General features: G+C 31.4%; 19 protein-coding genes. 4 read left to right on the top strand and 15 right to left on the bottom strand.

The window, feature by feature from the left end; all coding sequences use genetic code 11:
- Window positions 1-186: 186 nt before the first annotated feature.
- The 6 genes from IUY40_RS04710 to IUY40_RS04685 all read right to left on the bottom strand — a co-directional run bounded on the left by IUY40_RS04710 (window position 187) and on the right by IUY40_RS04685 (window position 7,526).
- A complete protein-coding gene (locus IUY40_RS04710; RefSeq protein WP_195735715.1) occupies window positions 187-1,305 on the bottom strand; it encodes an ankyrin repeat domain-containing protein in 1,119 nt (372 codons plus the stop codon).
- Window positions 1,306-1,626: 321 nt separating this feature from the next.
- On the bottom strand, window positions 1,627-2,895 hold the full coding sequence (locus IUY40_RS04705; protein ID WP_195735714.1) for a hypothetical protein: 1,269 nt from the start codon (window positions 2,893-2,895) through the stop codon (window positions 1,627-1,629).
- Between the two features lie 607 nt (window positions 2,896-3,502).
- Window positions 3,503-4,576: an alanine/ornithine racemase family PLP-dependent enzyme gene (locus IUY40_RS04700; protein ID WP_195735713.1), complete on the bottom strand. Its 1,074-nt coding sequence runs from the start codon at window positions 4,574-4,576 to the stop codon at window positions 3,503-3,505.
- 40 nt (window positions 4,577-4,616) lie between these two features.
- Window positions 4,617-5,051: a GNAT family N-acetyltransferase gene (locus IUY40_RS04695; protein ID WP_195735712.1), complete on the bottom strand. Its 435-nt coding sequence runs from the start codon at window positions 5,049-5,051 to the stop codon at window positions 4,617-4,619.
- Window positions 5,052-5,570: 519 nt separating this feature from the next.
- The gene (locus IUY40_RS04690; protein ID WP_195735711.1) at window positions 5,571-6,074 is read right to left on the bottom strand and encodes a nuclear transport factor 2 family protein; all 504 of its coding nucleotides are present in this window, start codon (window positions 6,072-6,074) and stop codon (window positions 5,571-5,573) included.
- Between the two features lie 27 nt (window positions 6,075-6,101).
- The gene (locus IUY40_RS04685; RefSeq protein WP_195735710.1) at window positions 6,102-7,526 is read right to left on the bottom strand and encodes a S41 family peptidase; all 1,425 of its coding nucleotides are present in this window, start codon (window positions 7,524-7,526) and stop codon (window positions 6,102-6,104) included.
- 433 nt (window positions 7,527-7,959) lie between these two features.
- On the opposite strand from IUY40_RS04685, the gene IUY40_RS04680 reads away from it, so the two are divergent.
- Entirely contained in the window at window positions 7,960-9,495 is a 1,536-nt protein-coding gene (locus tag IUY40_RS04680) for a YifB family Mg chelatase-like AAA ATPase (RefSeq protein ID WP_195735709.1), read from the top strand.
- A 55-nt stretch (window positions 9,496-9,550) separates the two neighbouring features.
- Here the strand turns inward: IUY40_RS04680 and IUY40_RS04675 are convergent, their stop codons facing one another.
- The 3 genes from IUY40_RS04675 to IUY40_RS04665 all read right to left on the bottom strand — a co-directional run bounded on the left by IUY40_RS04675 (window position 9,551) and on the right by IUY40_RS04665 (window position 14,292).
- Window positions 9,551-10,783, bottom strand: coding sequence for a methyltransferase domain-containing protein (locus tag IUY40_RS04675; RefSeq protein ID WP_195735708.1), 1,233 nt, complete (start codon window positions 10,781-10,783; stop codon window positions 9,551-9,553).
- A gap of 142 nt (window positions 10,784-10,925) precedes the next feature.
- A complete protein-coding gene (locus IUY40_RS04670) occupies window positions 10,926-12,884 on the bottom strand; it encodes a KUP/HAK/KT family potassium transporter (RefSeq protein ID WP_195735707.1) in 1,959 nt (652 codons plus the stop codon).
- A gap of 136 nt (window positions 12,885-13,020) precedes the next feature.
- On the bottom strand, window positions 13,021-14,292 hold the full coding sequence (locus IUY40_RS04665) for a hypothetical protein (protein WP_195735706.1): 1,272 nt from the start codon (window positions 14,290-14,292) through the stop codon (window positions 13,021-13,023).
- Window positions 14,293-14,410: 118 nt separating this feature from the next.
- On the opposite strand from IUY40_RS04665, the gene IUY40_RS04660 reads away from it, so the two are divergent.
- Window positions 14,411-15,466: an oxidoreductase gene (locus tag IUY40_RS04660; protein WP_195735705.1), complete on the top strand. Its 1,056-nt coding sequence runs from the start codon at window positions 14,411-14,413 to the stop codon at window positions 15,464-15,466.
- A 64-nt stretch (window positions 15,467-15,530) separates the two neighbouring features.
- Here the strand turns inward: IUY40_RS04660 and IUY40_RS04655 are convergent, their stop codons facing one another.
- The 4 genes from IUY40_RS04655 to IUY40_RS04640 form a co-directional block, all read right to left on the bottom strand.
- A complete protein-coding gene (locus tag IUY40_RS04655; protein WP_195735704.1) occupies window positions 15,531-15,989 on the bottom strand; it encodes a sensor of ECF-type sigma factor in 459 nt (152 codons plus the stop codon).
- A gap of 28 nt (window positions 15,990-16,017) precedes the next feature.
- Window positions 16,018-16,431: a hypothetical protein gene (locus tag IUY40_RS04650; protein ID WP_195735703.1), complete on the bottom strand. Its 414-nt coding sequence runs from the start codon at window positions 16,429-16,431 to the stop codon at window positions 16,018-16,020.
- Window positions 16,432-16,464: 33 nt separating this feature from the next.
- Complete coding sequence (locus tag IUY40_RS04645; RefSeq protein WP_195735702.1) at window positions 16,465-17,007, bottom strand: sigma-70 family RNA polymerase sigma factor; 543 nt, start codon at window positions 17,005-17,007, stop codon at window positions 16,465-16,467.
- A 63-nt stretch (window positions 17,008-17,070) separates the two neighbouring features.
- Entirely contained in the window at window positions 17,071-18,186 is a 1,116-nt protein-coding gene (locus IUY40_RS04640) for a transcriptional regulator (protein ID WP_195735701.1), read from the bottom strand.
- Between the two features lie 274 nt (window positions 18,187-18,460).
- Between IUY40_RS04640 and IUY40_RS04635 the strand changes: the two genes are divergently transcribed.
- Window positions 18,461-20,497: a dihydrofolate reductase gene (locus IUY40_RS04635; RefSeq protein ID WP_195735700.1), complete on the top strand. Its 2,037-nt coding sequence runs from the start codon at window positions 18,461-18,463 to the stop codon at window positions 20,495-20,497.
- A gap of 60 nt (window positions 20,498-20,557) precedes the next feature.
- Here IUY40_RS04635 and IUY40_RS19415 read toward each other — a convergent pair whose 3' ends face one another.
- The gene (locus IUY40_RS19415) at window positions 20,558-20,746 is read right to left on the bottom strand and encodes a hypothetical protein (protein ID WP_035624553.1); all 189 of its coding nucleotides are present in this window, start codon (window positions 20,744-20,746) and stop codon (window positions 20,558-20,560) included.
- Window positions 20,747-20,828: 82 nt separating this feature from the next.
- Here IUY40_RS19415 and IUY40_RS04630 point away from each other — a divergent pair, with 82 nt between their 5' ends.
- Window positions 20,829-21,212: a nucleoside triphosphate pyrophosphohydrolase family protein gene (locus IUY40_RS04630; RefSeq protein WP_195735699.1), complete on the top strand. Its 384-nt coding sequence runs from the start codon at window positions 20,829-20,831 to the stop codon at window positions 21,210-21,212.
- 105 nt (window positions 21,213-21,317) lie between these two features.
- Here IUY40_RS04630 and IUY40_RS04625 read toward each other — a convergent pair whose 3' ends face one another.
- Complete coding sequence (locus IUY40_RS04625; protein WP_195735698.1) at window positions 21,318-22,385, bottom strand: branched-chain amino acid aminotransferase; 1,068 nt, start codon at window positions 22,383-22,385, stop codon at window positions 21,318-21,320.
- Between the last annotated feature and the right edge of the window lie 296 nt (window positions 22,386-22,681).

The raw sequence follows: 22,681 nt of genomic DNA, 5'->3' as shown, positions 1-22,681 counted from the left end.
GCTAGTTCTCGGAAAAGGATATGTGCACGAGATTATAGAATGACACAAATACATCCGTAACAACCAAATCGAGAGTCGGTTTTGATTGCATCAGAATAGTTTGGATTTGAGTAAGATTGTAGAGTAAATAAAAAAAACAAATTGGATTAGAGTTTTCTTAATCCAATTTGAGATTACATAACTTCATTACTTTAGTAATTCAATTATTTCATTTTGTTTCGTCATAATTGCAAGTGAAAGGGCAGTATGTCCTTCTGCTGAAATTGATTTGTCTGCACCGTTTTCCAGTAGAATTTTTACAATAGCAATATTCCCCATTTCACAGGCTCGATGTAATGCTGTAAATCCTCTATTATCTTGTAGATTTATCAGTCCCCCCGATTTTATAAGTAAATTTAATTTCTCTATTTTATTAGATTGTACCGCATTCATTATAGGTGTTGCGCCTTCATTAGTTCGTGAATTTGGGTCAGCTCCTAATTCTAGTAATTTTGCCATTGATTCAATACCATCTGCAACCATTGACCAATGCAACGGTGCTAATCCATCTCCAGCTAGAGCATTTAAGTTTACCCCTTTTTTAAATTCGGTCTCAATTTCTTTTATTTCTCCCTGAGCAACTGCTATATGAAGCAAGGAGTGCGATCGCAATGGCAAATTTGAAGTGGGAAGAAATTGTTCATCAAATACTCCCAATTGGGCCATATTTCCATAAGTCGAAAATGCCCAATGACATGCAATTGTAGTGTCATTTTGAAATTCAATTGGTAAGAGAGCAGGAACTATTTCGCCAATCGAATGGCTGATTAAAATAAAGTTAAGAATAGCTTTTGTAAATTCCGGACTTTCATCTTCTGTAAATTCTCCAGTAATTGTTTCAACGATAAGTTCATTTTCTTTTTGTGTCGTTTTTGCGACAACTAAAATTTCTCTTAGCCAACTACGGACAAAAATCAAAAACTCTCCATCAAAATAAAGAGCCCATTTATGCTCCATTGTATTGGGAGTGAACAAAACTCCGGGATACAGAATTTTATCTGTTTTAAATGAAAGGTTTGCTTTGATTGTTTTTTCATTTACTGGTTTCTGTCCGAAAAAAGAAGTACCGTTTTCTGCGTTGTAGGAAATTGCATTAGTAGCCATTTCTTTATTTTCTGAAGTAGAAATCATGGTTTGGGAAAAAGGGCGCAAATCTAAAATTTTATGTCCCCAAGGGTTTTCTGTTTCTGGTATCCAGGATAATTCTATTTGATCAGAAGATTTTTCTTTTTTCTTTTTTCCGAAAAGTTTTTTTAAAAATGACATTTTTAAATTTATTGGTTTCTATAAAGGTTACGTTTGAAAGACGAATATAGTAATTAAACACTTAATTATAGTAACAACTATGTATTAATAAGTAAGGTTAATTCTATGAGTAACGCCCAAAACAAACGTGTTCGATTTGTTTCTCAAAAAAATATTTTTACTTCTTCAATTACACCAACTATAAATTCATTTATATTAACCAGTTCTGATAAGGGGCGTTTTTGATTGATTTACAGGTAATTGTAATGGTTTTGATCAAACGAATATAAGAATTAAAATAGTAATTTATTAAAATTTTAATTGTAATAGTTTTACTTAATTTTATTCTTTCATTGGCTCAGCCCAATCAGAATTTCTTATCAATATTATTGCCTGAGCATAGTCTGTAGTTGAGGTTTTCTTATCTGTAATTTGCATGCCTGACATTAAGCTGAAAAGGCCTAAACTTTTTACAAGACGTAATGAATTTTTATAGGGTGAGTCTACATTATTGATTTCAAAAAAGGTAGTAGTGTTCTCTTTAGTAACTTTTTTTAAATCATTTATCCCATAATGATATAGTAGGAAACAATTATCCGAAGTAATGTTCATTTTAGTATGTTCCGTGCTATCTCTGATAAAAAAGGGAAGAAATTTTGAAGGAGCGGCCATATAGCTATTTAAATAGCGTGATATAACAGTATATGTTTTGTTCTTAATAGGCATGTTTGATTCTTTAATAAGAGTTCCAAAATCTTTTATGTGATTCATTTCTTTTTGAAGAACATGCGCTTCGCCGAAATAGCCATAAATTTTCTTGTTTTTAAACTTATATCTCTTATAAAAGTCTTTAAAATTGGAGAACATAATGTTTTCTCTTGATGTATTAGGATAGTCAACAAGATTTTTTTTTATGTGTAAAATGTCTTCTATAAGACTTGTGTTTGTTGTATCTCGAGATATATTAGAGACAATTTGTGACAAATTTGTATTCCCCCATTTGATAAAGTCAGCCTTTTCTTTTGGTATTTCTACTAAAATGTTTAATTTTTTAAAAAGAATATTTAGGTGATTTTGGGTTGTTTCTATATCTTGAATTTTATCAATTCCATAAATTTTAATTTTCAAACTATTGGGTTGCTTTTTATTTATTTCGCGAATTTCTACCCATTTGCTTTTATAGTCTTTATTATGATGTCCGTGATTTATAATCCATTTATTTAAAACATAACCAATAATAGTGTCATTTCCGTTTTCTAGGTATTCGTTTAGAAAATAGGCTTGGCTAAAGTCAAATTCAGCAAGATGGGTTTTCATTCCAACTTTACGGTTTAAATATTTAATAAATTCTAAATCTATTTTAATAGTTTCTTTTACTCCATGAAACTCACCGTAGAGAATCAAATCATTTTTTAATGCATTCTTTTCGAAGTTTTTAAAAGTGAAATTTTCGTCTTGAGGAACAGATTCATATAATGTTGTATTATGTTTCCAGTAGGTTACATATTTTTTGCCAACTTGTTCATCAATTAGCTTTACTCCATAATTATAAAGGAAACTAAGAATTAAAATAATAACTAAAAATTGTATAATCCTTTTTAATAGCTTCATTAGGGCAACAGAATTTAGATTAGTTTATTCTTATAGTAAAGAATTAAAACTATGTTATTTATAAGTAAATTACTATTGCTAATATAGAGGTTTATCTTAGAATAGTAATTTTTTAAATGTAATCTAATTCTAATTCGTTTTGTGCGAAGTATTGATTTAATCTGTAATACAACAAGTTAAATATTTAAAAATAGAAAAACAGATTTAGAGTTATGTCTTTTAAATTTGTTTGACTCGGAATTATTTGAGAAATAAAAGTTGTCGAAATTTAATAATTATTAGAAACAAAAATGAACATAAATAATAAAATAAAAGCGGTAACAAGATCAAATTCAAGTACATTATCAGCACCGGTAGGTTAATTATTCTCATGTTACGAAGATATCTGGCAATGCAGATATTTATACTTTTTCTGGTCAAATAGGTACAAGCAAAGAAGGCGATTGACCTGAGAACTTTAACGAACAAGTAGTTAATACTTTTCAGGATATAAAGCTTTTCAGGATAGCCAGAGATTAAACTGGAAATCGAAATCTGAACTGCCAAGTAGCTTTAATCACTCTATTAAAATAAAAAACGAGATGATATTCATCTCGTTTTTTATAAACTACTCGATAGTTTTTTCGATATAATCGGAGTTTAGCAGATATAAGGCACCCATATATTTAATATTGAACGAGACTAAATCTCCAATTTTATATTTCTTTTTAGATTTAGAAATATCAATTACTAACATATCCGAACTAGCATCGACAATGCTAATTTCGGCATCATCAGATTCTAAGTATTGCGGTTGCATATCGAGTAAACCAATATCAAGGATTGCCCGCAATGAAGTACCGCCAAAATCTTCGGTATCGTTCATTGAAAAAGTATTTCCAGCGACATTTTCGCCCAATTCGCCAGTCGGGATATCTGGTTTTTCGGTTATTTCGATAATCTCAGTATAAAGCTTGAAAACATCGTTGTGCATCCCTTCGATAGTTTCTCCAGTAAACAAGTCCTTCCCAAAGAACAATGCTTCACCAATCCTAAAATGGTTTACTTCCATTGGTCTTGCATTTTTAATAATCAAAGGCAATGCAACCGAAGTTCCGCCTGAAACCCACGGAATACTGATATTAAATTTAGCTTCAATAAGTTGCTTGTATAAACTTAATTGAATTAGTTTGTCTTGAGTAGGCATCACGCCGCTCAAACAATTAAGGTTGGTACCAATACCGAGAACTTCAATATTTGGGAGGCTGAAAACTTGCCCATAAAACTCAACTAAATCTTCGCCCATTACACCTTCGCGTAAATCTCCCATTTCAATCATAATAATGATTTTATGGATTTTATTTTGTTTTTCGGCTTCACGCGAAAGCAGCTGTATGGTATAAATTTCAGTATTAAAACTAACATCAGCATATTTTACAATGCTTGCAATGCTTCGTTTTGCAGGAGGTTTAATGTAAACAGTTTGAATAGTAGGATCTATTGCTTTAATTTTTCGTAGGTTACTGACACGAGAATCATGGATTTCTGTAACTCCCAAAGCGATTATTTCTTTAAGGTATATTTTATTTCCACATAAAAGTTTAGAAACAACACCCCATTTAATGTTTTTGGAAATGAAAATGTTGTTGAGAAAAGTATAATTCTCCTCTAATTTTTTACGGTATAATTTTATGAATGCCATTGCGTTCTTTTTCTTTTTTATTTGAATTAATAATTCAGTTTTACTTATTCAAACGCATTTCGAGATATTTATTTGTAAAACCTAGTTTCTCGTATAAAATTTTAGCAGGATTGTCTGGTTCTACGTGCAAAGCAATATTTCCTTGAGCTGTAGCAATTACTTTTTGCATTAATTTTTTTCCGTAACCTTTCCCTCTTTGAGACTTGTCAACAGCAATATATACAAGTATATTTTCAGGAATATAATCTTTCATTCCTGTATTGTTTAAGATACATGCACCTACAATTTCTTTTTCTTCTAAGGCAAGTACAATTGTGCCACCTTTGGCTGGGTTCATTGCATATGCAATACATTTGAGGATGTCTTCACGGGTATCTCCATATTGTTCCAGGTGAGTATGAAGAAATTTTGCGATTATTTCACTAGTAAATGTGTTATCCTCTCCTTGTTCAGAAGTAATTATTTTGAATTCCATTATGTTGTTCTTTTTCGATTATTTGAGCCCGATTATGAAATTTTTTCGATAGGCTAAAAGATGCAATATAGATTGCAAATTGATACGTTATTTTTAGTCAGATTCCAGATAGGTAAAATAGAATTTGATAAATGGCAAATAAAAATTTTGACTAAAAACGGGATAGATATGTTCGCAATTTAAGTAAAAATAACCGTTAAATAACTAAAACGTCCCATTTATTTCAGTTTAAACAAATATAAGGCAGGCTAGTTTTATTGATTTTTGAGTGTAAAAAAAGGATTTTATAAAGGAAACAATAAGGGGTTTTTATGAGTAAGATCCCTAAGTGGCAATAGTTTTGTTATTAAAATAGAAATAAAGAAATCAAATAAAAAAAAGTAATTTCATAGGGGCTTAAAGAGTAATGTGTCACTGTTTAGGATAGAATAGCCGATGTTTTTTTTAGATGTGATAATCAATCCATTAAATGAGATAGTTTATAAATATGGTAATTCACTTATAACTGCTTATTTATAACTAATCGTTTTTCATCGAATCATGACCATAACTGATTATTCTTGCAATTCTCCATTCTCCATTTTTGTGTTGCCAAACATGAATAAATTTATAAGTTCCGCTTGGTTTTTCTTTTTCCCCTTTATTTGTGTGATAAAAGTTATGAATAGCAATTTCGACAGCACCATAATCTTTAATTGGATACACTTCCAAGCTGCTTTCTACAAGTTCTCTTCTAATGTTGCTTCCTCTTGCGCACATTTTCTTAAATGAAGCTAATTCGTTTTTAAAAGAAGTTGTTAAGCCACCAAGGTCATGGTAAAATTCGAGATCATCAATAAAAAAGTTTTTGTAAGCTATAGTATCGCACCTATTAAAGGCAGCAAATAAAGTGCTATCGGCTTTTTTAATTTCATAATACAATCTACTTTTCAATTTGGGTGTGTCCTTTTTGGTTTTCTGGGCAAAAATTGTACTTACGGAAAGAATGGAGAGTAGTAAAAGAACAAGGATTTTATTCGACATCTTTTTTTGTTTTGGAATTCGATTGAATTATTTTTTTGTTTTTTGGTTTGCAAGTTTTAATGCAAATTCTAGCTGAACATCTTTATCCTGAATGTAATCGTTTATAGTTGGGGTTATTTTATATTCGGGTAAAATACCTCGGTTACTATATTTGTCTTTTTTGACTGATAAAACATATTTGGTTGTAGGTATCGAAACATAAATTTGAGTATTTGGTAAAACTAATTCTACAGCATTGCCAGAAGTATTCCCAAAATATCCTCCGCCGGTTTCTTCCCCGATAAATACAGCTCTATTGTTGCTTTTTGCAATAGCACAAAACTCGGCTGTTGTCGAAAAACTCATGCCGTCAATCAAGATATAAACTTTGCTTGCATAATTGTTGTTGCTTGGTTTTTGGGTAGCCAAATTATTCCTGCCTCTAAAATAATCTTCTGTTGGATTTTCTTTTGGTTTATAACTGTTTAGATTTTCTTTAGTTAGTTTTTGTGTGGTGCTTTCTAATGAGGTATAATAGTCAAATGGAGTATTTGTAAGGTAAGAATATAATAGAGAACCATACATATCTCTTCCGCCGCTGTTTCCTCTTACATCGATTATTAAGCTATTTATTTTCTTCGCTTTAATTTCTTTAAAGGTTTGCTCTAAAAACTCAGTGTAATTCTCTTTTGTTTCATCAAATAACTCTTGATTAAAAGTTTGGATGTTCATTAAAGCTATATTGTCTTTTAAATAATTCACTTGTAAATGGCTACTTGGATCTAGTTTATGAACTTCATATTCTGCATTTTTATATAGTTCAGATTGGAGGTTGATTATTTTAATCTTTTTGTCATTCGATTCATATTCAATTTTAAAATCAGGTTGGTCGCCGTAAACTAGTCGATAGTAAAACCAGAAATTATTATTTAGAATCCAATATTTTTTAGTTTCGATTTTTCCATCAGAAACGATATATTCGAAAAGTTTTTCCTTGATTTCATTAATTGGAATAGTATTGATACTCAAAATTTTTGTTTCGGGTAATAAATTTCGTTTTCTGGAAGACACAACAAAAGCATTGTCTTTTATGAACTTAATTTGTATTGGAAAAACTTTTGCATTCTCATCAAAGTAGTGTTTTAACTCAGGGGAAGCGCCAGCATAAAAATGACCGTCTTGTAAGTGGCTTAAGATGAGTTTTATCTCTGCTAAAAATTCAATTTGAGTAGTGTTTTTATTTATCGAAGAAAAATAAGTATCGAATAAATTATCGACATTTTTTTTGCTGTTAAAGCGATATATTGACGGATATGATTTTTGTAATTCGTTTCTGAAAATTATAAAGTCTTGTTTTAAAAGGGGAGATTCAATGACTTTTGGACTAAAGTTAGAATCTCTTTCAATAGTTTGAGCTGAACATATAGTAATTGAAAGAAGTAATAATAGAAGTGTTTTATTTAACCAATTCATCTTTTGTCTTTTTATAGTAGACACATTAATGTTGTTTATGTTACAGGATATTTTTTTTATATTTTAATAAATGAAGTTTTACAAAGTTTTGAAATTCAATATGGATTCATTGAATAGGGTTCGATATTATTAAGTTAAGTAGTTTGTTATAAGAGATGGAACTTTTTTTGAGATTGTATGTATTAAAATGTTTTTAATACATTCATAGATTGTTTTCTAAAATAATCATGAATATAAAATAATGGATAATCTAATTATTCGCAGTGCTAACTTTAATGATATGGGGAAGCTATTTGTTTTTGAATAAGAATTAATTTGAAGGCTTAAAGGCATATAAGTTTTAAAACATATTCATTTGTAAATTTAATAGTACAAATAGTTGCGTTTTTCATTTATATTTGAATATTTTTACTTATCATAAATAAAAGTAGCTATGTTAGTTAAAGTATACGGAAGTGCAGTTTTTGGAGTAGAGGCCACAACTATTACTGTTGAGGTAAATATGGATCCAGGAATTGGGTATCATTTGGTAGGATTACCTGATAGTGCCATCAAAGAAAGTTGTTTTAGGATTGCAGCAGCATTAAAAAATAACGGGTATAAAATGCCTGGAAAAAAAATAACCATAAATATGGCGCCAGCCGATTTGCGTAAGGAAGGTTCGGCTTACGACCTAAGTTTAGCAATTGGTATTTTAGTGGCTTCAGATCAAATAAAAGCATCCGAACTAGATAAGTACGTCATTATGGGAGAACTTTCGCTTGACGGGAGCTTACAGCCCATTCGAGGCGCCTTGCCAATTGCAATAAAAGCCAAAGAAGAAGGGTATAAAGGCTTTTTTCTGCCTAAGCAAAATGTAAAAGAAGCAGCAATTGTAGCTGGGTTGGATGTTTATGGAGCTGAAAACGTACAAGAAGTCATTGATTTTCTAGAAGGGAAAGGAACTTTAGAAACTACTGTTATAGATACAAGGGCTGAGTTTTATAAAACGTTAGATTTTCCAGAATTCGATTTTTCGGATGTAAGAGGGCAGGAGAGTATTAAACGTTGTATGGAAATTGCTGCTGCGGGCGGACATAATATAATTTTGGTTGGACCTCCGGGAGCAGGAAAAACGATGCTTGCCAAAAGATTACCCAGTATTTTGCCACCAATGACATTAAAAGAAGCATTAGAAACTACTAAAATTCATAGTGTAGCAGGAAAATTAAAAGAAGTGGGCTTAATGAACCAAAGGCCTTTTCGATCACCGCATCATACTATTTCGAATGTAGCATTAGTAGGAGGAGGAAGTTATCCGCAACCGGGAGAAATATCGATGGCGCATAATGGTGTTTTATTCTTAGATGAATTACCAGAGTTTAAAAGAGATGTTCTCGAAGTAATGCGACAACCTCTAGAAGATCGAGAAGTAACTATTTCGAGAGCAAAGTTTACCGTAACCTATCCATCCTCTTTTATGCTAGTGGCGAGTATGAACCCAAGTCCAAGTGGATTTTTTAATGATCCCGATGCGCCACAAAAATCTTCCCCACACGAAATGCAACGGTATTTAAGCAAGATTTCTGGCCCTTTATTAGACAGAATAGATATCCATATAGAAGTTACTCCAGTGCCTTTTGAAAAATTAGCTGACGATAATAAAGCAGAGAGTAGTGTACATATTCGCGAACGGGTTACGGCTGGACGTGAAATTCAAGCAAAAAGATTTGAAGCTTTCGAAAATATAAATTATAACGCTCAAATGAATACGAAGCAAATTAGAGAGTTCTGTGCGCTTGATGAACAATCAAAATTATTGTTGAAAACAGCAATGGAGCGACTCAATCTTTCGGCAAGAGCATACGATAGAATTTTGAAAGTAGCCAGAACTATTGCCGATTTAGAAGCAGCTCCCGATATTATTTCTTCTCATATTGCAGAAGCAATTCAATACCGTAGTTTAGATCGAGATGGTTGGTTGGGGTAAATAAAAAAGAGCAACTCATTGAGTTGCTCTTTAAATATATAAATATAATTTCGTTTTATGAAGCTACAACTGGAGTATCTTTGCGCTCTAATAAAGCCATATAAAAACCATCAAAACCAGACTCAGAAGCCAATATTTTACGATCTTTTACAAATGTAAACTGCTTACCAATTTCTGTTTTTAAGAATTTCTCCACTTGCTCTTGATTCTCAGAAGGTAATATAGAACATGTAGCATAAACTAGTTTACCACCTGGTTTTACAATCTTAGAATAATTTTCTAAAACTTCAGCTTGAACTTTACGAATGTTATCGATAAACTCAGGTTTTAATTTCCATTTAGCATCAGGGTTTCTTTTTAAAACACCCAAACCACTGCAAGGAGCATCGATTAAAACTCTATCAGCTTTTTCATGTAATTTCTTAATAACCTTAGTTGTGTCGATAATGCGGTATTCGATATTAAAAGCACCATTACGTTTTGCTCTAAGTTTTAGTTGCTTCAATTTACTCTCGTATAAATCCATTGCAATTAATTGACCTTTGTTCTCCATTAAGGAAGCAATATGCAATGTTTTTCCACCAGCACCAGCACAAGTATCAACTACACGCATTCCAGGTTTTACATCAAGAAAAGCAGCAACAAGTTGAGAGTTTGCATCCTGAACCTCAAAGAAACCTTGTTTAAAAGCATCAGTTAAGAATACATTGGCTCTTTCTTTTAGAACCAAAGCATCAGGCTGGTCTTTTAAGTAGTCAGTCTCGATGTTTAAATCCATCAAGATAGCTCTTAATTGCTCTTTAGTTGTTTTTAGAGTATTTACTCTAAGTATAACTTTAGCAGGCTGGTTTTGAGCAGCAATTTCTGTTGCCCAAAGTTTTTCGCCTAATTCTTTAACACCCAATTCATCCATCCAATCCGGAATAGACTCTTTTACAGCTCTAATTTTAGAAAGCTCATCAAAACGGCCTTTTATTTTTCTTTCAGGAACACCTTCAAGTTGGCGCCAATCAGGAATAGGATATCCTCTTAATACAGCCCATACTGAAAACATTCTCCAAAGATTATCTCTGTCAAACGGTTCTTTAACTTCTGCAACTTCACTGTATAATCTTTTCCAACGAACTATTTCGTATATCGTTTCAGCGACAAATTTCCTGTCAGAACTTCCCCAACGTTTGTCTTTTTTTAATGCTCTTGCAACCACTTTATCAGCATATTCACTTTCATTGAATATTGCATTTAAAGAATCGATGGTCGTATAAACTAAATTTCTGTGTAATCTCATTTTAAATAATTGAGCTGCAAAGGTAGTATTTATTGCTTGAAAGTTAAATTTTTAATTTTGAATGTTCTTTTGATATTTTTTAACCAAAAAAAAAACACTCTTTTAAGAATTAAAAGAGTGTTTTGTAACTATTTAGTAAGGCTTAATGAACCCTTGTTAAACCTATATTTTCTGGAGCATGGAGCACCATTGGGAATTTTTCTATTTTTACAGAACTGCTATCTAATCCAAAAGCGCGTTCTTCAGATAAACTTAATTTCTTAATAAAGAAATAAGAGTTCATAATAATGTTTTCATGCCATCTTAAATCATTATCGTTAGAAAGGAATTTCTCAGACAATACAAATTTGAAATCTCCAATAATATTATTTTTATTCAAAGACTCGTATCGGCTAGTAATATCCACTTCACCTTTTTTGACCATATCACGAATAACTTCTCTAAACATTAAGTTAATTTTGGTAGGTTCTCTAAATCCTAAATTAAAATCAACTCTATAGATGTCATCTTTTGCAATTTCGGTTACTTTATACTGTGTTTTATAAGGCTCAGTTAAAATATTCACATGTACGAACCAATATATATCAGCTCTTTTTGGACGTTTTTGCAAAATAGAATAAATAACTTTTTCCTCTAATTCATCTACACGGCTAGCATTCGTCATATAAACCAAATGCGTTGCGTATTTTGGAATAGATAAATCTTCGCTCAATTCCATCAACACCTTTTTATAATCTTCAATTTTGATAACCTTAGTGTAGTTTTTATTAATTTTCTTAGCAAGGAACCAAATCGTCATAATCGAAATAAGAACTGCAGCTATAATTAAAGTTACATAACCACCTTCGGCAAACTTAGTCACATTGGCAATTAAGAAACTAATTTCGATTGCTAAGTATATTGTAATTAAAGGAACCATGAAGTATAATTTTACTCGTTTCATAATCAAGTAGAAATTAAGTAAAATAGTAGTCATGATCATGCATAAAACAATAGCTAAACCATAGGCATGTTCCATTTTTCCTGACTCTTTAAAATGCAATACGATTCCAACACAACCAAAGAACAATAACCAGTTGATAGAAGGAATGTATAATTGCCCTTTTAATTCAGTAGGATATTTTATTTTTACTTTAGGCCAAAAATTTAATCGCATTGCTTCATTTATCAATGTAAATGAACCACTGATAAGTGCTTGAGAAGCAATTACAGCAGCAAGGGTAGCAATGACAATACCAATAGGCTGAAACCAACTTGCCATTATTAAGTAGAAAGGATTTCCGTTGCCACCTAATTCTTGAAGAGTTTTTCCTTCGTGATGAATTAGATAAGCAGCTTGTCCGAAATAATTTAAGACTAATGCCGATTTAACAAATATCCAGCTAATGCGAATGTTTTTTCTTCCGCAATGCCCCATATCAGAGTACAAAGCCTCGGCTCCAGTAGTACATAAAAACACAAAGCCCAATACAAAGAAACCATCAGGATGTATAGATAATAATCGATAAGCATAATAAGGATTTATCGCCTTAAAAACTTCAGGATGATGTACAATTTGTATTACTCCTAAAACACCAAGCATAGTAAACCAGATTAGCATCATTGGGGCAAAAAACTTACCAACTAATTTTGTACCAAATTGCTGAATCGTAAATAGTACAAATAAGATTGCTATAACAATAGGAACAGTATTGATCGCAGGGTAATAGGTTTTAATTCCTTCTATTGCCGAAGAAACAGAAATTGGTGGTGTAATAATACCGTCGGCAAGTAAGGCACTTCCTCCTATAATGGCGGGCACAATTAACCATTTAATCTTTGTTTTTTTAACCAGAGCGTATAAGGCAAAAATCCCACCCTCACCATGATTATCAGCACTTAACGTGATAAGGACGTATTTTATGGTTGTTTGAAGAGTTAATGTCCAAAAAACACATGAAATACCACCTAAAACAATGTCAGCATCGATTATATGTTTGCCAAGTATGGCTTTCATTACATATAAAGGTGAGGTCCCTATATCACCATAAATAATTCCTAAAGTGATTAATAAACCTCCGAAAGTTAACTTACTATGTAAGTTCTTGTGTGATGCGCTCATTTAATTTTTAATTTTATAAAAGTCGCGTCAAATTTACTGTTTTAAAACAAATTAACATCAAATTATGAACAATAAAGATAAAAAAAACACGATGGCTAAATCGTGTTTTTATTTTAATCAGCTAAGTGTGATAAAATTAGCTTCTTCGATTGCTGCTTCTTTCAGAAGAGCTATTTTCTCTTGAGCTTGAATTACTTCTAGAAACCGAATTAGATCTTTGGTCATTAGAGCTTTGCGGGCTTGATTGTCTAGCTGAGCTCGTTCTGTTTTCAGAATTTCCTCTAGTGCTCTCAGTTCTTTGAGACGAATTATCTCTAGAAGTATTTCCTCTGTTTTGACTATAATCTCTAGTCGTTTCAGTTCTTTGAGTAGGTGTTACAACAGTAGAACTTGTTCTGTTTGGAGTATAATCTCTTGTAGATTCTGTTCTTTGAGTAGTATTACGGCTATTATAATCTCTAGAAGTATATGTTCTGTCTACAGATGTTCCTGTTGAACTTGATCTATTTTGAGAATAATCACGAGTAGTTGGTCTTACAGTAGTATTATTTTCTCTAGAAGGACTTGTTCTGTTTTGAGAGTAATCTCTATTAGTTGTTGCCGTTCTATCAGTAACCCTGTTAGTGCTCGAATAAGTGTTGTTTCTTCTGTTTGTTTCTCTACTAGCAACACGCCTTTGGTCTAATTCATATCTGTTATTAACATTGCTGTTACGTTGAGAGAATCCATTGTTAGGATTACGTCTTTCATATCCATAAGAACGATTGGAGTTGTATATTACAACTGCGGCACTACTTCTTCTAGTATTTACATAGTTGTAATGGTTGTTTACGTTAATAGAAATATTAATGTTACTTCTATATCTATAAATTGGGTAAGGTCTCCATGCAGTATAGTAAGTTGGGTAGTAATTCCATCTCCAGCTTGAATAATAAGGTCGGTAATTGGTTACCCAAAACGAAGTATAAATTACAGGAGTAACTGTATAAACAGGTTCATAGATATAATTTTGTCCATAAATAAAGTCGTTTCCAACAACCTGAATGTGTACTTTGTTAAAAGAATCTCTCTCTAAATCAATAGTTGCTACATCTTGGTAAACATCACGGTCAAGAACAGCTTGTATGATGATTACGTGAGTTCTGTTTTCTACACTTTCGATTACACGTAGGTAATCTACTTGATTATCGTCATTTAAATCAAGGTTTGATATTTGATATTTGGGTTCGTTTAATCTTCTTTCAAAATCCTGAAGATTCGCAGATTCCCCAAAAATTGAAGCTACAGCTCTTAAATCTAAATTATCACTAATATCAGAATTTTTCGCATATACAGTAGCTCCAGCTTGAGCTTGCATCGTAGCAAACCCTAAACTTAGTAGGCCTATTAAAAGTAGTTTCGTTTTCATGATGTATCGTATTATGATTGTTGTTTTTGAATTATCCAATTACTGTGCCATAAAAAATATTTAGTATTTTGGTTTTATGTAAATAATTGTATTTTAGCATAAAATAATCGAAAATAGCATGAAAAAATGGGCTCTCTTTTTAAGTTTTTTTAGTTTGGTAGTACATTGTCAGACAAAAGATTATAAAGTAAATAATGTAGGGTTTAAGTCGATAGAGATTGATACATTGTTTAAAGATAAAATAAGTATTAGAGCGCTGGTAATAGATAAAAATAAAGTGTGGTTTGGAGCTGATAATTCACGATTTGGATATTATGATTTAAAGGATAAAGAAAAATATGTTGAGCATATTTATAGAGATACTTTAAAATTAGAGTTTAGAAGTATAGCACAAACTGCAAATAATATTTTTTTGTTAAGTGTAGCAAATCCAGCTTTACTTTATCAAGTTTCAAAAAAAAATAGAACAACTAAATTAGTTTATAAAGAGATTAATTCGAAAGTGTTTTATGATAGTATGCAATTTTGGAATGATACAGAAGGAATTGCCATAGGAGACCCTACTGAAGATAGTTTTTCGATAGTAATAACTCGAGATGGAGGTAATACATGGGTAAAAATATTAGCAGATCAGTTGCCTACAATGGCCAATGGAGAAGCGGCATTTGCAGCGAGTAATACTAATATCGTTATAAAAGGAAAAGAAACTTGGTTGGTTTCTGGAGGAAAAAGAGCAAGAGTTTTTTATTCTAACAATAAAGGAAAAACCTGGAAAGTTACAGAAACACCGATTGCACAAGGAAAAACAATGACTGGGATTTTTACAGCTGATTTTTATGATTCAAAAAACGGATTTATTGCCGGAGGTGATTATGAACTTCCTGAGCAAAATTCAGATAATAAAGCAATAACAACCGATGGAGGGAAAACTTGGAATTTAATCGCTCAGAATTTGGGTTTTGGTTATGCTTCTTGTGTGCAGTATGTGCCCAAAAGCAGAGGAAAAGAGCTTGTGGTAGTTGGAGCTTTAGGATTACATTATTCAGCAGATGGAGGGAATTCTTGGAAGCAATTATCTACAGATTCAAGTTTTTTTACAATACGATTTATAAACTCAAATACTGCAATCGCAGCAGGGCATAATAAAATGGTTCAAATTCGCTTTAAAAAATGAGAACCCTAAATAATAAAGTAATTATTATAAAGGGTTCTCCGCTGTTGTTATTTTTAAGTACAATTTAGTTTTTACCTGCTTTATCTCTATATTGGTGTAGTAGTTTGCGATTAAAGTCATCTTCAGATTTTCGTAGAATTATGATTTTTTTCGCAGGAAGTATTTTCTTCAAGTTAGTTGTATATTTTTTACGCAAAATATATAACTCTTCATCTGTATTTTCAATTTGGGAAAGAAGTGTAGCCGCTTCTTTTTCAGACATATTTTTTAAACTTTCTTCAGTTAACTTTCTTGTATACGCTTTCATTTTTTGATGTCTTAATTCAAATTGTTTATCATCATATGCATTGTATATTGGCCAAAATTTCTCTGATTCAACAGACGTTAAGTCTAATTCAGTTGTTAGGAAAGAAACTTTATATGCTTTTATTTTCTCTCTCTTTTCGTCCATTTTCTCATTCTGAGCATAAAAAGAAAAAGTAATTAAGAATAGAAATATCGGAAGTATGTTTTTAATTTTCATCTGCATCATTTTTAATATAATTGTATTTTTATTCTAAAATTAGATGTTCAATATTGGGATTCGATGCCAGTAGATCTTCTATAGTATCATCTCCTAAAGCAATATTTTTATCTAAATTTTGAATATCGTCAGTGTCCAGTTCATGAATTAAATCATATTGATTTAAATTAGATTGATAGGATAAATATGTTTCTAAGGTTGCTTCGTCAAGTTCTTTAGATTTTGTTGCATATTTATTAACTATCGGTACAGTTAATGCAATGACAAGTACAGCTGCAACTGCAATGAATATTTTTTTATTTCTTGCAAATAAAGAAATTATTTTTGGTTCATTTTGTGGCAACTTCTCTAATAGATTTACTGAGAAATTTTCAAAGTAATGCTCTGGAGTTTTAAATCCAGTTTCTATTTTAGGCTCGTTTTCTAATTTAAATACTTTCATAATATATGTAAGACTATATTAGTTGTAAAAGGTTTAATTGGATACAACATAAGCTTCTATTTTTTTTACGGCATGATGATAGGATGCTTTTAATGCTCCAACAGAGGTGCCTAATATTTCGGAAATCTCTTCATATTTTAATTCCTCAAAATATTTCATTTTAAAAACCAATTGTTGTTTTTCTGGTAGCGTAACTATGGCTTTTTGTAATTTTAATTGAATTTCATTTCCATCAAAATAAGTATCGGCTTGAAGGTTTTCAATTGTTTTATTCTGTAGCTCCTCAGAAGTTATCCCACTTAACTTAGCTTTCTGATTTAAAAAAGTTAATGCTTCATTGGTTGCAATACGATATATCCATGAAAACAGTTTGCTGTCTCCTTTAAACTTATTTAGGTATCGAAATACCTTCACAAAGGTATTTTGTAAAACATCGTGTGCATCATCGTGATCCAAAACAACATTTCGAATATGATTATATAATGGTTTTTGGTAATCAGATACGAGTTTTTGAAACGCAATATTTTGCGTCTTCGGATTCAATAACTCTTGTATAAATACCTCTTCGTCTGTCAACTTTATAATATGTATAAGTTAGAATAGAATTATTTGAAAAGGTTTAATCTCCATTTCGGAGTTTTAAAATTCTGATTCCTCTTCTTTAGCTGGGCGAGGTGTGTGGATAGGAGCAGTTTCTGTTCTTGGGGTATTAACTACAGGTGTTTCTGCAGGAACTACCTTTGGTTTTACGGGGTAATAAATCTCAGTAATCCATTTTGAAGGATTTGCAATTTCAGATTTACTTACCGAATAAATTTCAATATGAGACCAATTAAGATCAGAGAATAATTTTTGATTCTTAATATAGGCTGTAGCTTTTTCTATTGCCTGTTTGGTATGTGAATAGTCTCCTTTTAAAGTTGTTTTTACTGCTTCAAAAGGTTCTAGCTTACCTGTTAAAATATCACTTCCAGCACTTGTGAAGATTTCTTTTTTAATAGGAAGACAAATAGATATTTTTGCTAATCCGTTTGTTGTATCATAGGTATGATAGATTACAAAGGTTTTTCCATTAATTTCAATACCATTAGCTTCACAAAATGAAATTAATTTAGGTGCAACAACTCTAACGTTTTTTGTTATTTTTTCAATTTCGCTAGTAAATGATTGGCTGATATAAAATGTTTCTGGTTTTTTTACAATTCCATCTACTTTAATATCAAATGTATTAGTCTCGTAAACTAATATTTTATCTAAGTTCGCTAAGCTTTTTTCATACATAGTACCAATAACTTTATCGGCTCCACCATTAAGTGCTGAGTATATTTTGAAAAGAAAACTCATTGTCCCTTTAGATTTCCATGTAACTTTTGTACCGCCAAGGGTATCTTTAAAAACCCATGAAACATCTGCTAAACTTCCGTCAAAATTCATTTTTTGTGTAATGTTTTGTGCATCAGTAACAGCAATAGTTTTCATGTCTCCGCTACCGTCATCTCCTTTCCATGAAAAGGATGCGTTTAATCCAGAAGTGTTTTGAGGATAAACGAATTTCATTGTTGGATCTTCAACAACCCAAGATCCAAAATCTGCCCAGTTTCTGTAGTCGTTTACAAAATTAAATAAAGGAGCACGTTGGGTTTTTATAACTTTACTTCTTTCAACTGTAAAATCGCCTTTTTGAGTAGCTACAAATACGGTTAATGAGACTAAACTTAATAGTAATAAAAGGAATATATATTTTAAAATTCTCATAGTATCTTGGTTATTTTCAGGTGTAAAGTTATAAATTTTTTTAATATTCGATAGAGAATATTAAAAGGTCAAAACTAGGTCTTTTTTGTTAATTTTTTCACTTTCCGAATAGTTTTATAAAAAAATATATTTGAAAAAAATGATTAAGCAATATAAAAAAAATGTCATTTAAAAACTATTCAAAGGCAATATTAACGTTGTTTTTTATGTTTTTTTTAAAGAAGATGTATCTTTGATGGATAATAATAATTTTATAAACTAAATATCATTAATAATGAAATTACTTAAAGCTGCAGGAATTTTTATGATTGCTGGTGTTTCAGTTATTTGTAACGCCCAAGTTGCCAATACATCTACACTGAAAACAAACAATGATAAACCTTTTGATTTTACAGTAGAGCAATTTGCCGACATTAAAGTATTGCGTTATCAAATACCAGGTTGGGAGAATTTAACGCTCAAAGAACAGGAACTGGTGTACTATCTTACACAGGCAGGAACTGCTGGTCGTGATATAATGTGGGATCAGAACTATAAGAATAATTTAAAAATCAGAAAAGCACTTGAGCAGATTTATGTAAGTTATAAAGGTGATAAAAAGGGTTCTGACTGGAAAAATTTTGAAATTTATCTTAAACGAGTATGGTTTTCTAATGGTATTCATCATCATTACTCTAATGAAAAGATTAAACCTGATTTCTCAAAAGAATATTTCGAAGGTTTATTAAAAGCTACAAAAACTAAATTGGCACCTGATGTTGCTTCAGTTTTGTTCAATAATGAAGATAGTAAAAAAGTAAATCTTGATGAGTCAAAAGGATTATTGGCAGGTTCTGCAATTAATTTTTATGAAAAAGGAATTACATTAGAAGAAGCTGAAGATTTTTATAAAAAACAAACAAGCCTAGATCCAAAGAAACCAGTTTCTTATGGATTGAATTCTAAATTGGTAAAAAATTCAAAAGGACAATTAGAAGAGAAAGTTTGGAAAAGTGGCGGGATGTACGGAGCTGCAATTGATAAAATTATCTTTTGGTTAGAAAAAGCTAAAACAGTAGCAGAAAATAAAAAACAAGGTGATGCAATAGGATTGCTAATCGAGTATTATAGAACAGGAAGTTTGAAAACCTGGGATGATTACAATATTGCTTGGCTACATGCTACTGAGGGGAATATTGATTACATAAGTGGTTTTATCGAAGTATATAATGACCCACTAGGATATAGAGGTTCTTATGAAGGTATTGTACAAATTAAAGACTTTGATATGTCGGCTAAAATGCAGGTAATATCAAAAAATGCGCAGTGGTTTGAAGATAATTCACCATTAATGGCTGAACACAAAAAGAAAAATGTTGTAGGGGTTTCATATAAAACGGTTATCGTAGCAGGAGAATCAGGTGATGCTTCGCCAGGTACGCCAATTGGTGTAAATCTTCCTAATGCTGATTGGATTCGTGCTGAGCATGGTTCTAAATCGATATCATTAGGTAATATTATCGATGCTTATTCACAATCGGGAGGAAGCGGTAAATTAAAGGAATTTGCTAATGACGAAGAAGAAATTATATTGGCGGAAAAATATGGAGAACTTGGAGATAAGCTACATACAGCTTTACATGAAGTTGTAGGACATGCTTCAGGGCAAATAAATGAAGGTGTTGGAACTCCAAAAGAAACTTTAAAAAGTTATGCTTCGACTCTTGAAGAAGGTAGAGCCGATTTGGTAGGTTTGTTTTATTTATACAATCCAAAATTACAAGAAATTGGATTAGTTGATGATTGGAAAAAGGTTGGAATGGAATCGTATGACAGTTACATCCGTAATGGATTAATGACTCAATTGGTTCGTTTGGATTTAGGTGCAAACATCGAAGAAGCTCACATGAGAAACCGCCAATGGGTGAGTGCTTGGGTTTATGAAAAAGGAAAAAAAGATAATGTAATTGAAAAAATTAACCGTAACGGTAAAACTTATTTTAATATTACTGATTATGATAAATTGCATGATTTGTTCGGGCAGTTATTGCGTGAAGTGCAACGTATAAAATCAGAAGGAGATTATGATGCAGGAAAGGCTTTGGTGGAAAATTACGGTGTAAAAGTAGATCAAAAATTGCATGCTGAGGTTTTAGAACGTAACAAGCAATTTACATCAGCGCCATACAGCGGATTTGTAAATCCTGTTTTGGAACCTAAGGTAGATGCAAAAGGAAAAATTATTTCTATCGAAGTAAAACAACCAAAAACATTTGCGGAACAAATGTTGAACTATTCTAAAAACTTTGGCTTCTTGCCTTTAGAAAATTAATAAGTATATATAGATAATGAAAATGCCCGCTAATTTAGCGGGCATTTTTTATGAAATAGATTATCGTTTGAAGAATATTTTTATTAGAAATAGAATAATGATAAAAGCTATAAAAACGAGCAAAACCTTATAATTTCCTTTGTAGAATATTTTGTGAAGGCCTACATCTTTTCTGTAGGCAAATATCATTGCGATAACAAAAGCAATAAAAAAACACAATGCAAATATTAATTGTCCCTGACTAAACATAAGTTTAAATTTTTTGTGGCAAATTTAGGCAATAGTTTAAGAATAGTTGTTAATTTAGTATATCATTTAATCAAATATAATTATGCAAAAACAGATTGATGCAGTGAAAGAATTTCATACTGCTTTTAAAATTGGACATAGCGAATCGCCAATTGCAGATTTGGGAGAGATAAAAAATATACTTCGTTACAATTTGATGAAAGAAGAAAATGAAGAATATCTTGAGGCTGTAAAAAATAATGATTTGGTAGAGATTGCCGATGCACTTGGCGATATGATGTATATTTTATGCGGAACAATTATCGAACATGGTTTGCAAGGAAAAATTGAAGCAGTTTTTGATGAAATCCAGCAAAGTAATATGAGTAAATTAGGTGAAGATGGACAGCCGATATATCGTGAAGATGGGAAAGTGATGAAAGGGCCAAATTATTTTAAACCTGATTTTTCTAAAATATTAAAATAGTTTTCAGTTTCAGTTTACGGGTGTTTAACTAAAAAAAAATAAGATATAAAAAAAGTGGTTTTCATTGAAAACCACTTTTTTTATATTGAATACTGAGACTGAAAACTAAACTTTTACAGTCCAGCCAAAAGTGTCTTCTTCTAGTTTGTTTTGTATGCCTGTAAGCTTTTCTTTTAAAAGAGAAGCATAAGAATCAGCTGCTTTAGGTAATTCGTAATATTCATCTTTGTATGAGAATCCTTTAATAACGCTTACTACTGCAGCAGTACCAGCACCAAAAATTTCTTTTAATGATCCGTCTTTAGCAGCTTCAACTAATTCAGAAGCTAATACTGAACGAACTTCTGTTTTTAAGCCTTCTTTTTCTGCAATTGCTAATAAACTTTTACGAGTAATTCCGTCTAGGATTCTTTCACTTGTTGGCGCAGTTAATAAAGTATCGTTAATTCTGAAAAATACATTCATTGTACCTGCTTCTTCAAGTTTGGTATGTGTTGCATCATCAGTCCAGATTACTTGTTGGAATCCGTCTTTATTAGCTAAATTTGTTGGGTAAAACTGTGCGCCATAATTCCCAGCAGCTTTTGCAGCTCCGATACCACCATTTGCAGCTCTACTATAGTGCTCAGCAATAATAACTTTTACTTCACCTGCATAGTATGATTTTGCAGGTGAAAGCAAAATCATAAATTTATATTCATCAGAAGGATTTGCAACAACTCCAGCGCCAGTTGCAATCATAAACGGACGGATATACATACTGCTTCCGTTTCCTCTTTTAACCCATTCTGCATCTAATTTTAATAACTCATTTAATCCGTCTATAAAAATAGCTTCAGGGATTTCTGGCATTGCCATTCTTACTGCAGAAGCATTAAAACGTTTGTGGTTTTCTTTAGGTCTAAAAAGCCAAATAGCATCTTTATCATCTTTATAAGCTTTCATTCCTTCAAAAATGGCTTGCCCATAATGAAAGACTTTTGAAGAAGGGTCCATTAAAATTGGAGCGTAAGGCTTAATGACCGGTGTTTGCCATTCTCCATTTTTAAAATCACATTCGAATAAATGGTCTGTAAATACAGCACCAAAGCTTAAGTTATCAAAGTCTACATCATTTATTTTTGATGAAGTTGCTTTTACGATTTCAATTTTGTTTGATTGAGTTGTACTCATGATAAAGTGTGGTTTTTGTGAACGATATTCATTGCTTAAGATTATAATCTAAAACATTGAAAGGATGTGAAATAAATTTTATTAATTGCAAAATTAAGTAATATATATATAATTTGACTGCTAAAATAATATTAATTATGGCATTTGACTGTGATTTATTTATTTTTTAAAAAAGTTTAAAAAACAGCTTGATTTTATATCAAATTTATGAAAAAACTACATTTTTTTAAGGCTTTACGCATTTGTTTTGATTAAATTTGACTTCTAAATAAGACAAAAACATCAATAAACGGATT

Origin of the sequence: Flavobacterium sp. ALJ2 (genome assembly GCF_015594725.1) — a bacterium.
Lineage (GTDB): Bacteria > Bacteroidota > Bacteroidia > Flavobacteriales > Flavobacteriaceae > Flavobacterium.
Note: the sequence above shows the minus strand (reverse complement) of the source record. Positions and strands in the feature narration are given on the sequence as shown.

Coding starts and splice junctions, on each gene's coding strand:
- IUY40_RS04710 (WP_195735715.1), bottom strand. CDS start 1,305: ATGTCATTTTTAAAAAAACTTTTCGGAAAAAAGAAAAAAGAAAAATCT.
- IUY40_RS04705 (WP_195735714.1), bottom strand. CDS start 2,895: ATGAAGCTATTAAAAAGGATTATACAATTTTTAGTTATTATTTTAATT.
- IUY40_RS04700 (WP_195735713.1), bottom strand. CDS start 4,576: ATGGCATTCATAAAATTATACCGTAAAAAATTAGAGGAGAATTATACT.
- IUY40_RS04695 (WP_195735712.1), bottom strand. CDS start 5,051: ATGGAATTCAAAATAATTACTTCTGAACAAGGAGAGGATAACACATTT.
- IUY40_RS04690 (WP_195735711.1), bottom strand. CDS start 6,074: ATGTCGAATAAAATCCTTGTTCTTTTACTACTCTCCATTCTTTCCGTA.
- IUY40_RS04685 (WP_195735710.1), bottom strand. CDS start 7,526: ATGAATTGGTTAAATAAAACACTTCTATTATTACTTCTTTCAATTACT.
- IUY40_RS04680 (WP_195735709.1), top strand. CDS start 7,960: ATGTTAGTTAAAGTATACGGAAGTGCAGTTTTTGGAGTAGAGGCCACA.
- IUY40_RS04675 (WP_195735708.1), bottom strand. CDS start 10,783: ATGAGATTACACAGAAATTTAGTTTATACGACCATCGATTCTTTAAAT.
- IUY40_RS04670 (WP_195735707.1), bottom strand. CDS start 12,884: ATGAGCGCATCACACAAGAACTTACATAGTAAGTTAACTTTCGGAGGT.
- IUY40_RS04665 (WP_195735706.1), bottom strand. CDS start 14,292: ATGAAAACGAAACTACTTTTAATAGGCCTACTAAGTTTAGGGTTTGCT.
- IUY40_RS04660 (WP_195735705.1), top strand. CDS start 14,411: ATGAAAAAATGGGCTCTCTTTTTAAGTTTTTTTAGTTTGGTAGTACAT.
- IUY40_RS04655 (WP_195735704.1), bottom strand. CDS start 15,989: ATGAAAATTAAAAACATACTTCCGATATTTCTATTCTTAATTACTTTT.
- IUY40_RS04650 (WP_195735703.1), bottom strand. CDS start 16,431: ATGAAAGTATTTAAATTAGAAAACGAGCCTAAAATAGAAACTGGATTT.
- IUY40_RS04640 (WP_195735701.1), bottom strand. CDS start 18,186: ATGAGAATTTTAAAATATATATTCCTTTTATTACTATTAAGTTTAGTC.
- IUY40_RS04635 (WP_195735700.1), top strand. CDS start 18,461: ATGAAATTACTTAAAGCTGCAGGAATTTTTATGATTGCTGGTGTTTCA.
- IUY40_RS19415 (WP_035624553.1), bottom strand. CDS start 20,746: ATGTTTAGTCAGGGACAATTAATATTTGCATTGTGTTTTTTTATTGCT.
- IUY40_RS04630 (WP_195735699.1), top strand. CDS start 20,829: ATGCAAAAACAGATTGATGCAGTGAAAGAATTTCATACTGCTTTTAAA.
- IUY40_RS04625 (WP_195735698.1), bottom strand. CDS start 22,385: ATGAGTACAACTCAATCAAACAAAATTGAAATCGTAAAAGCAACTTCA.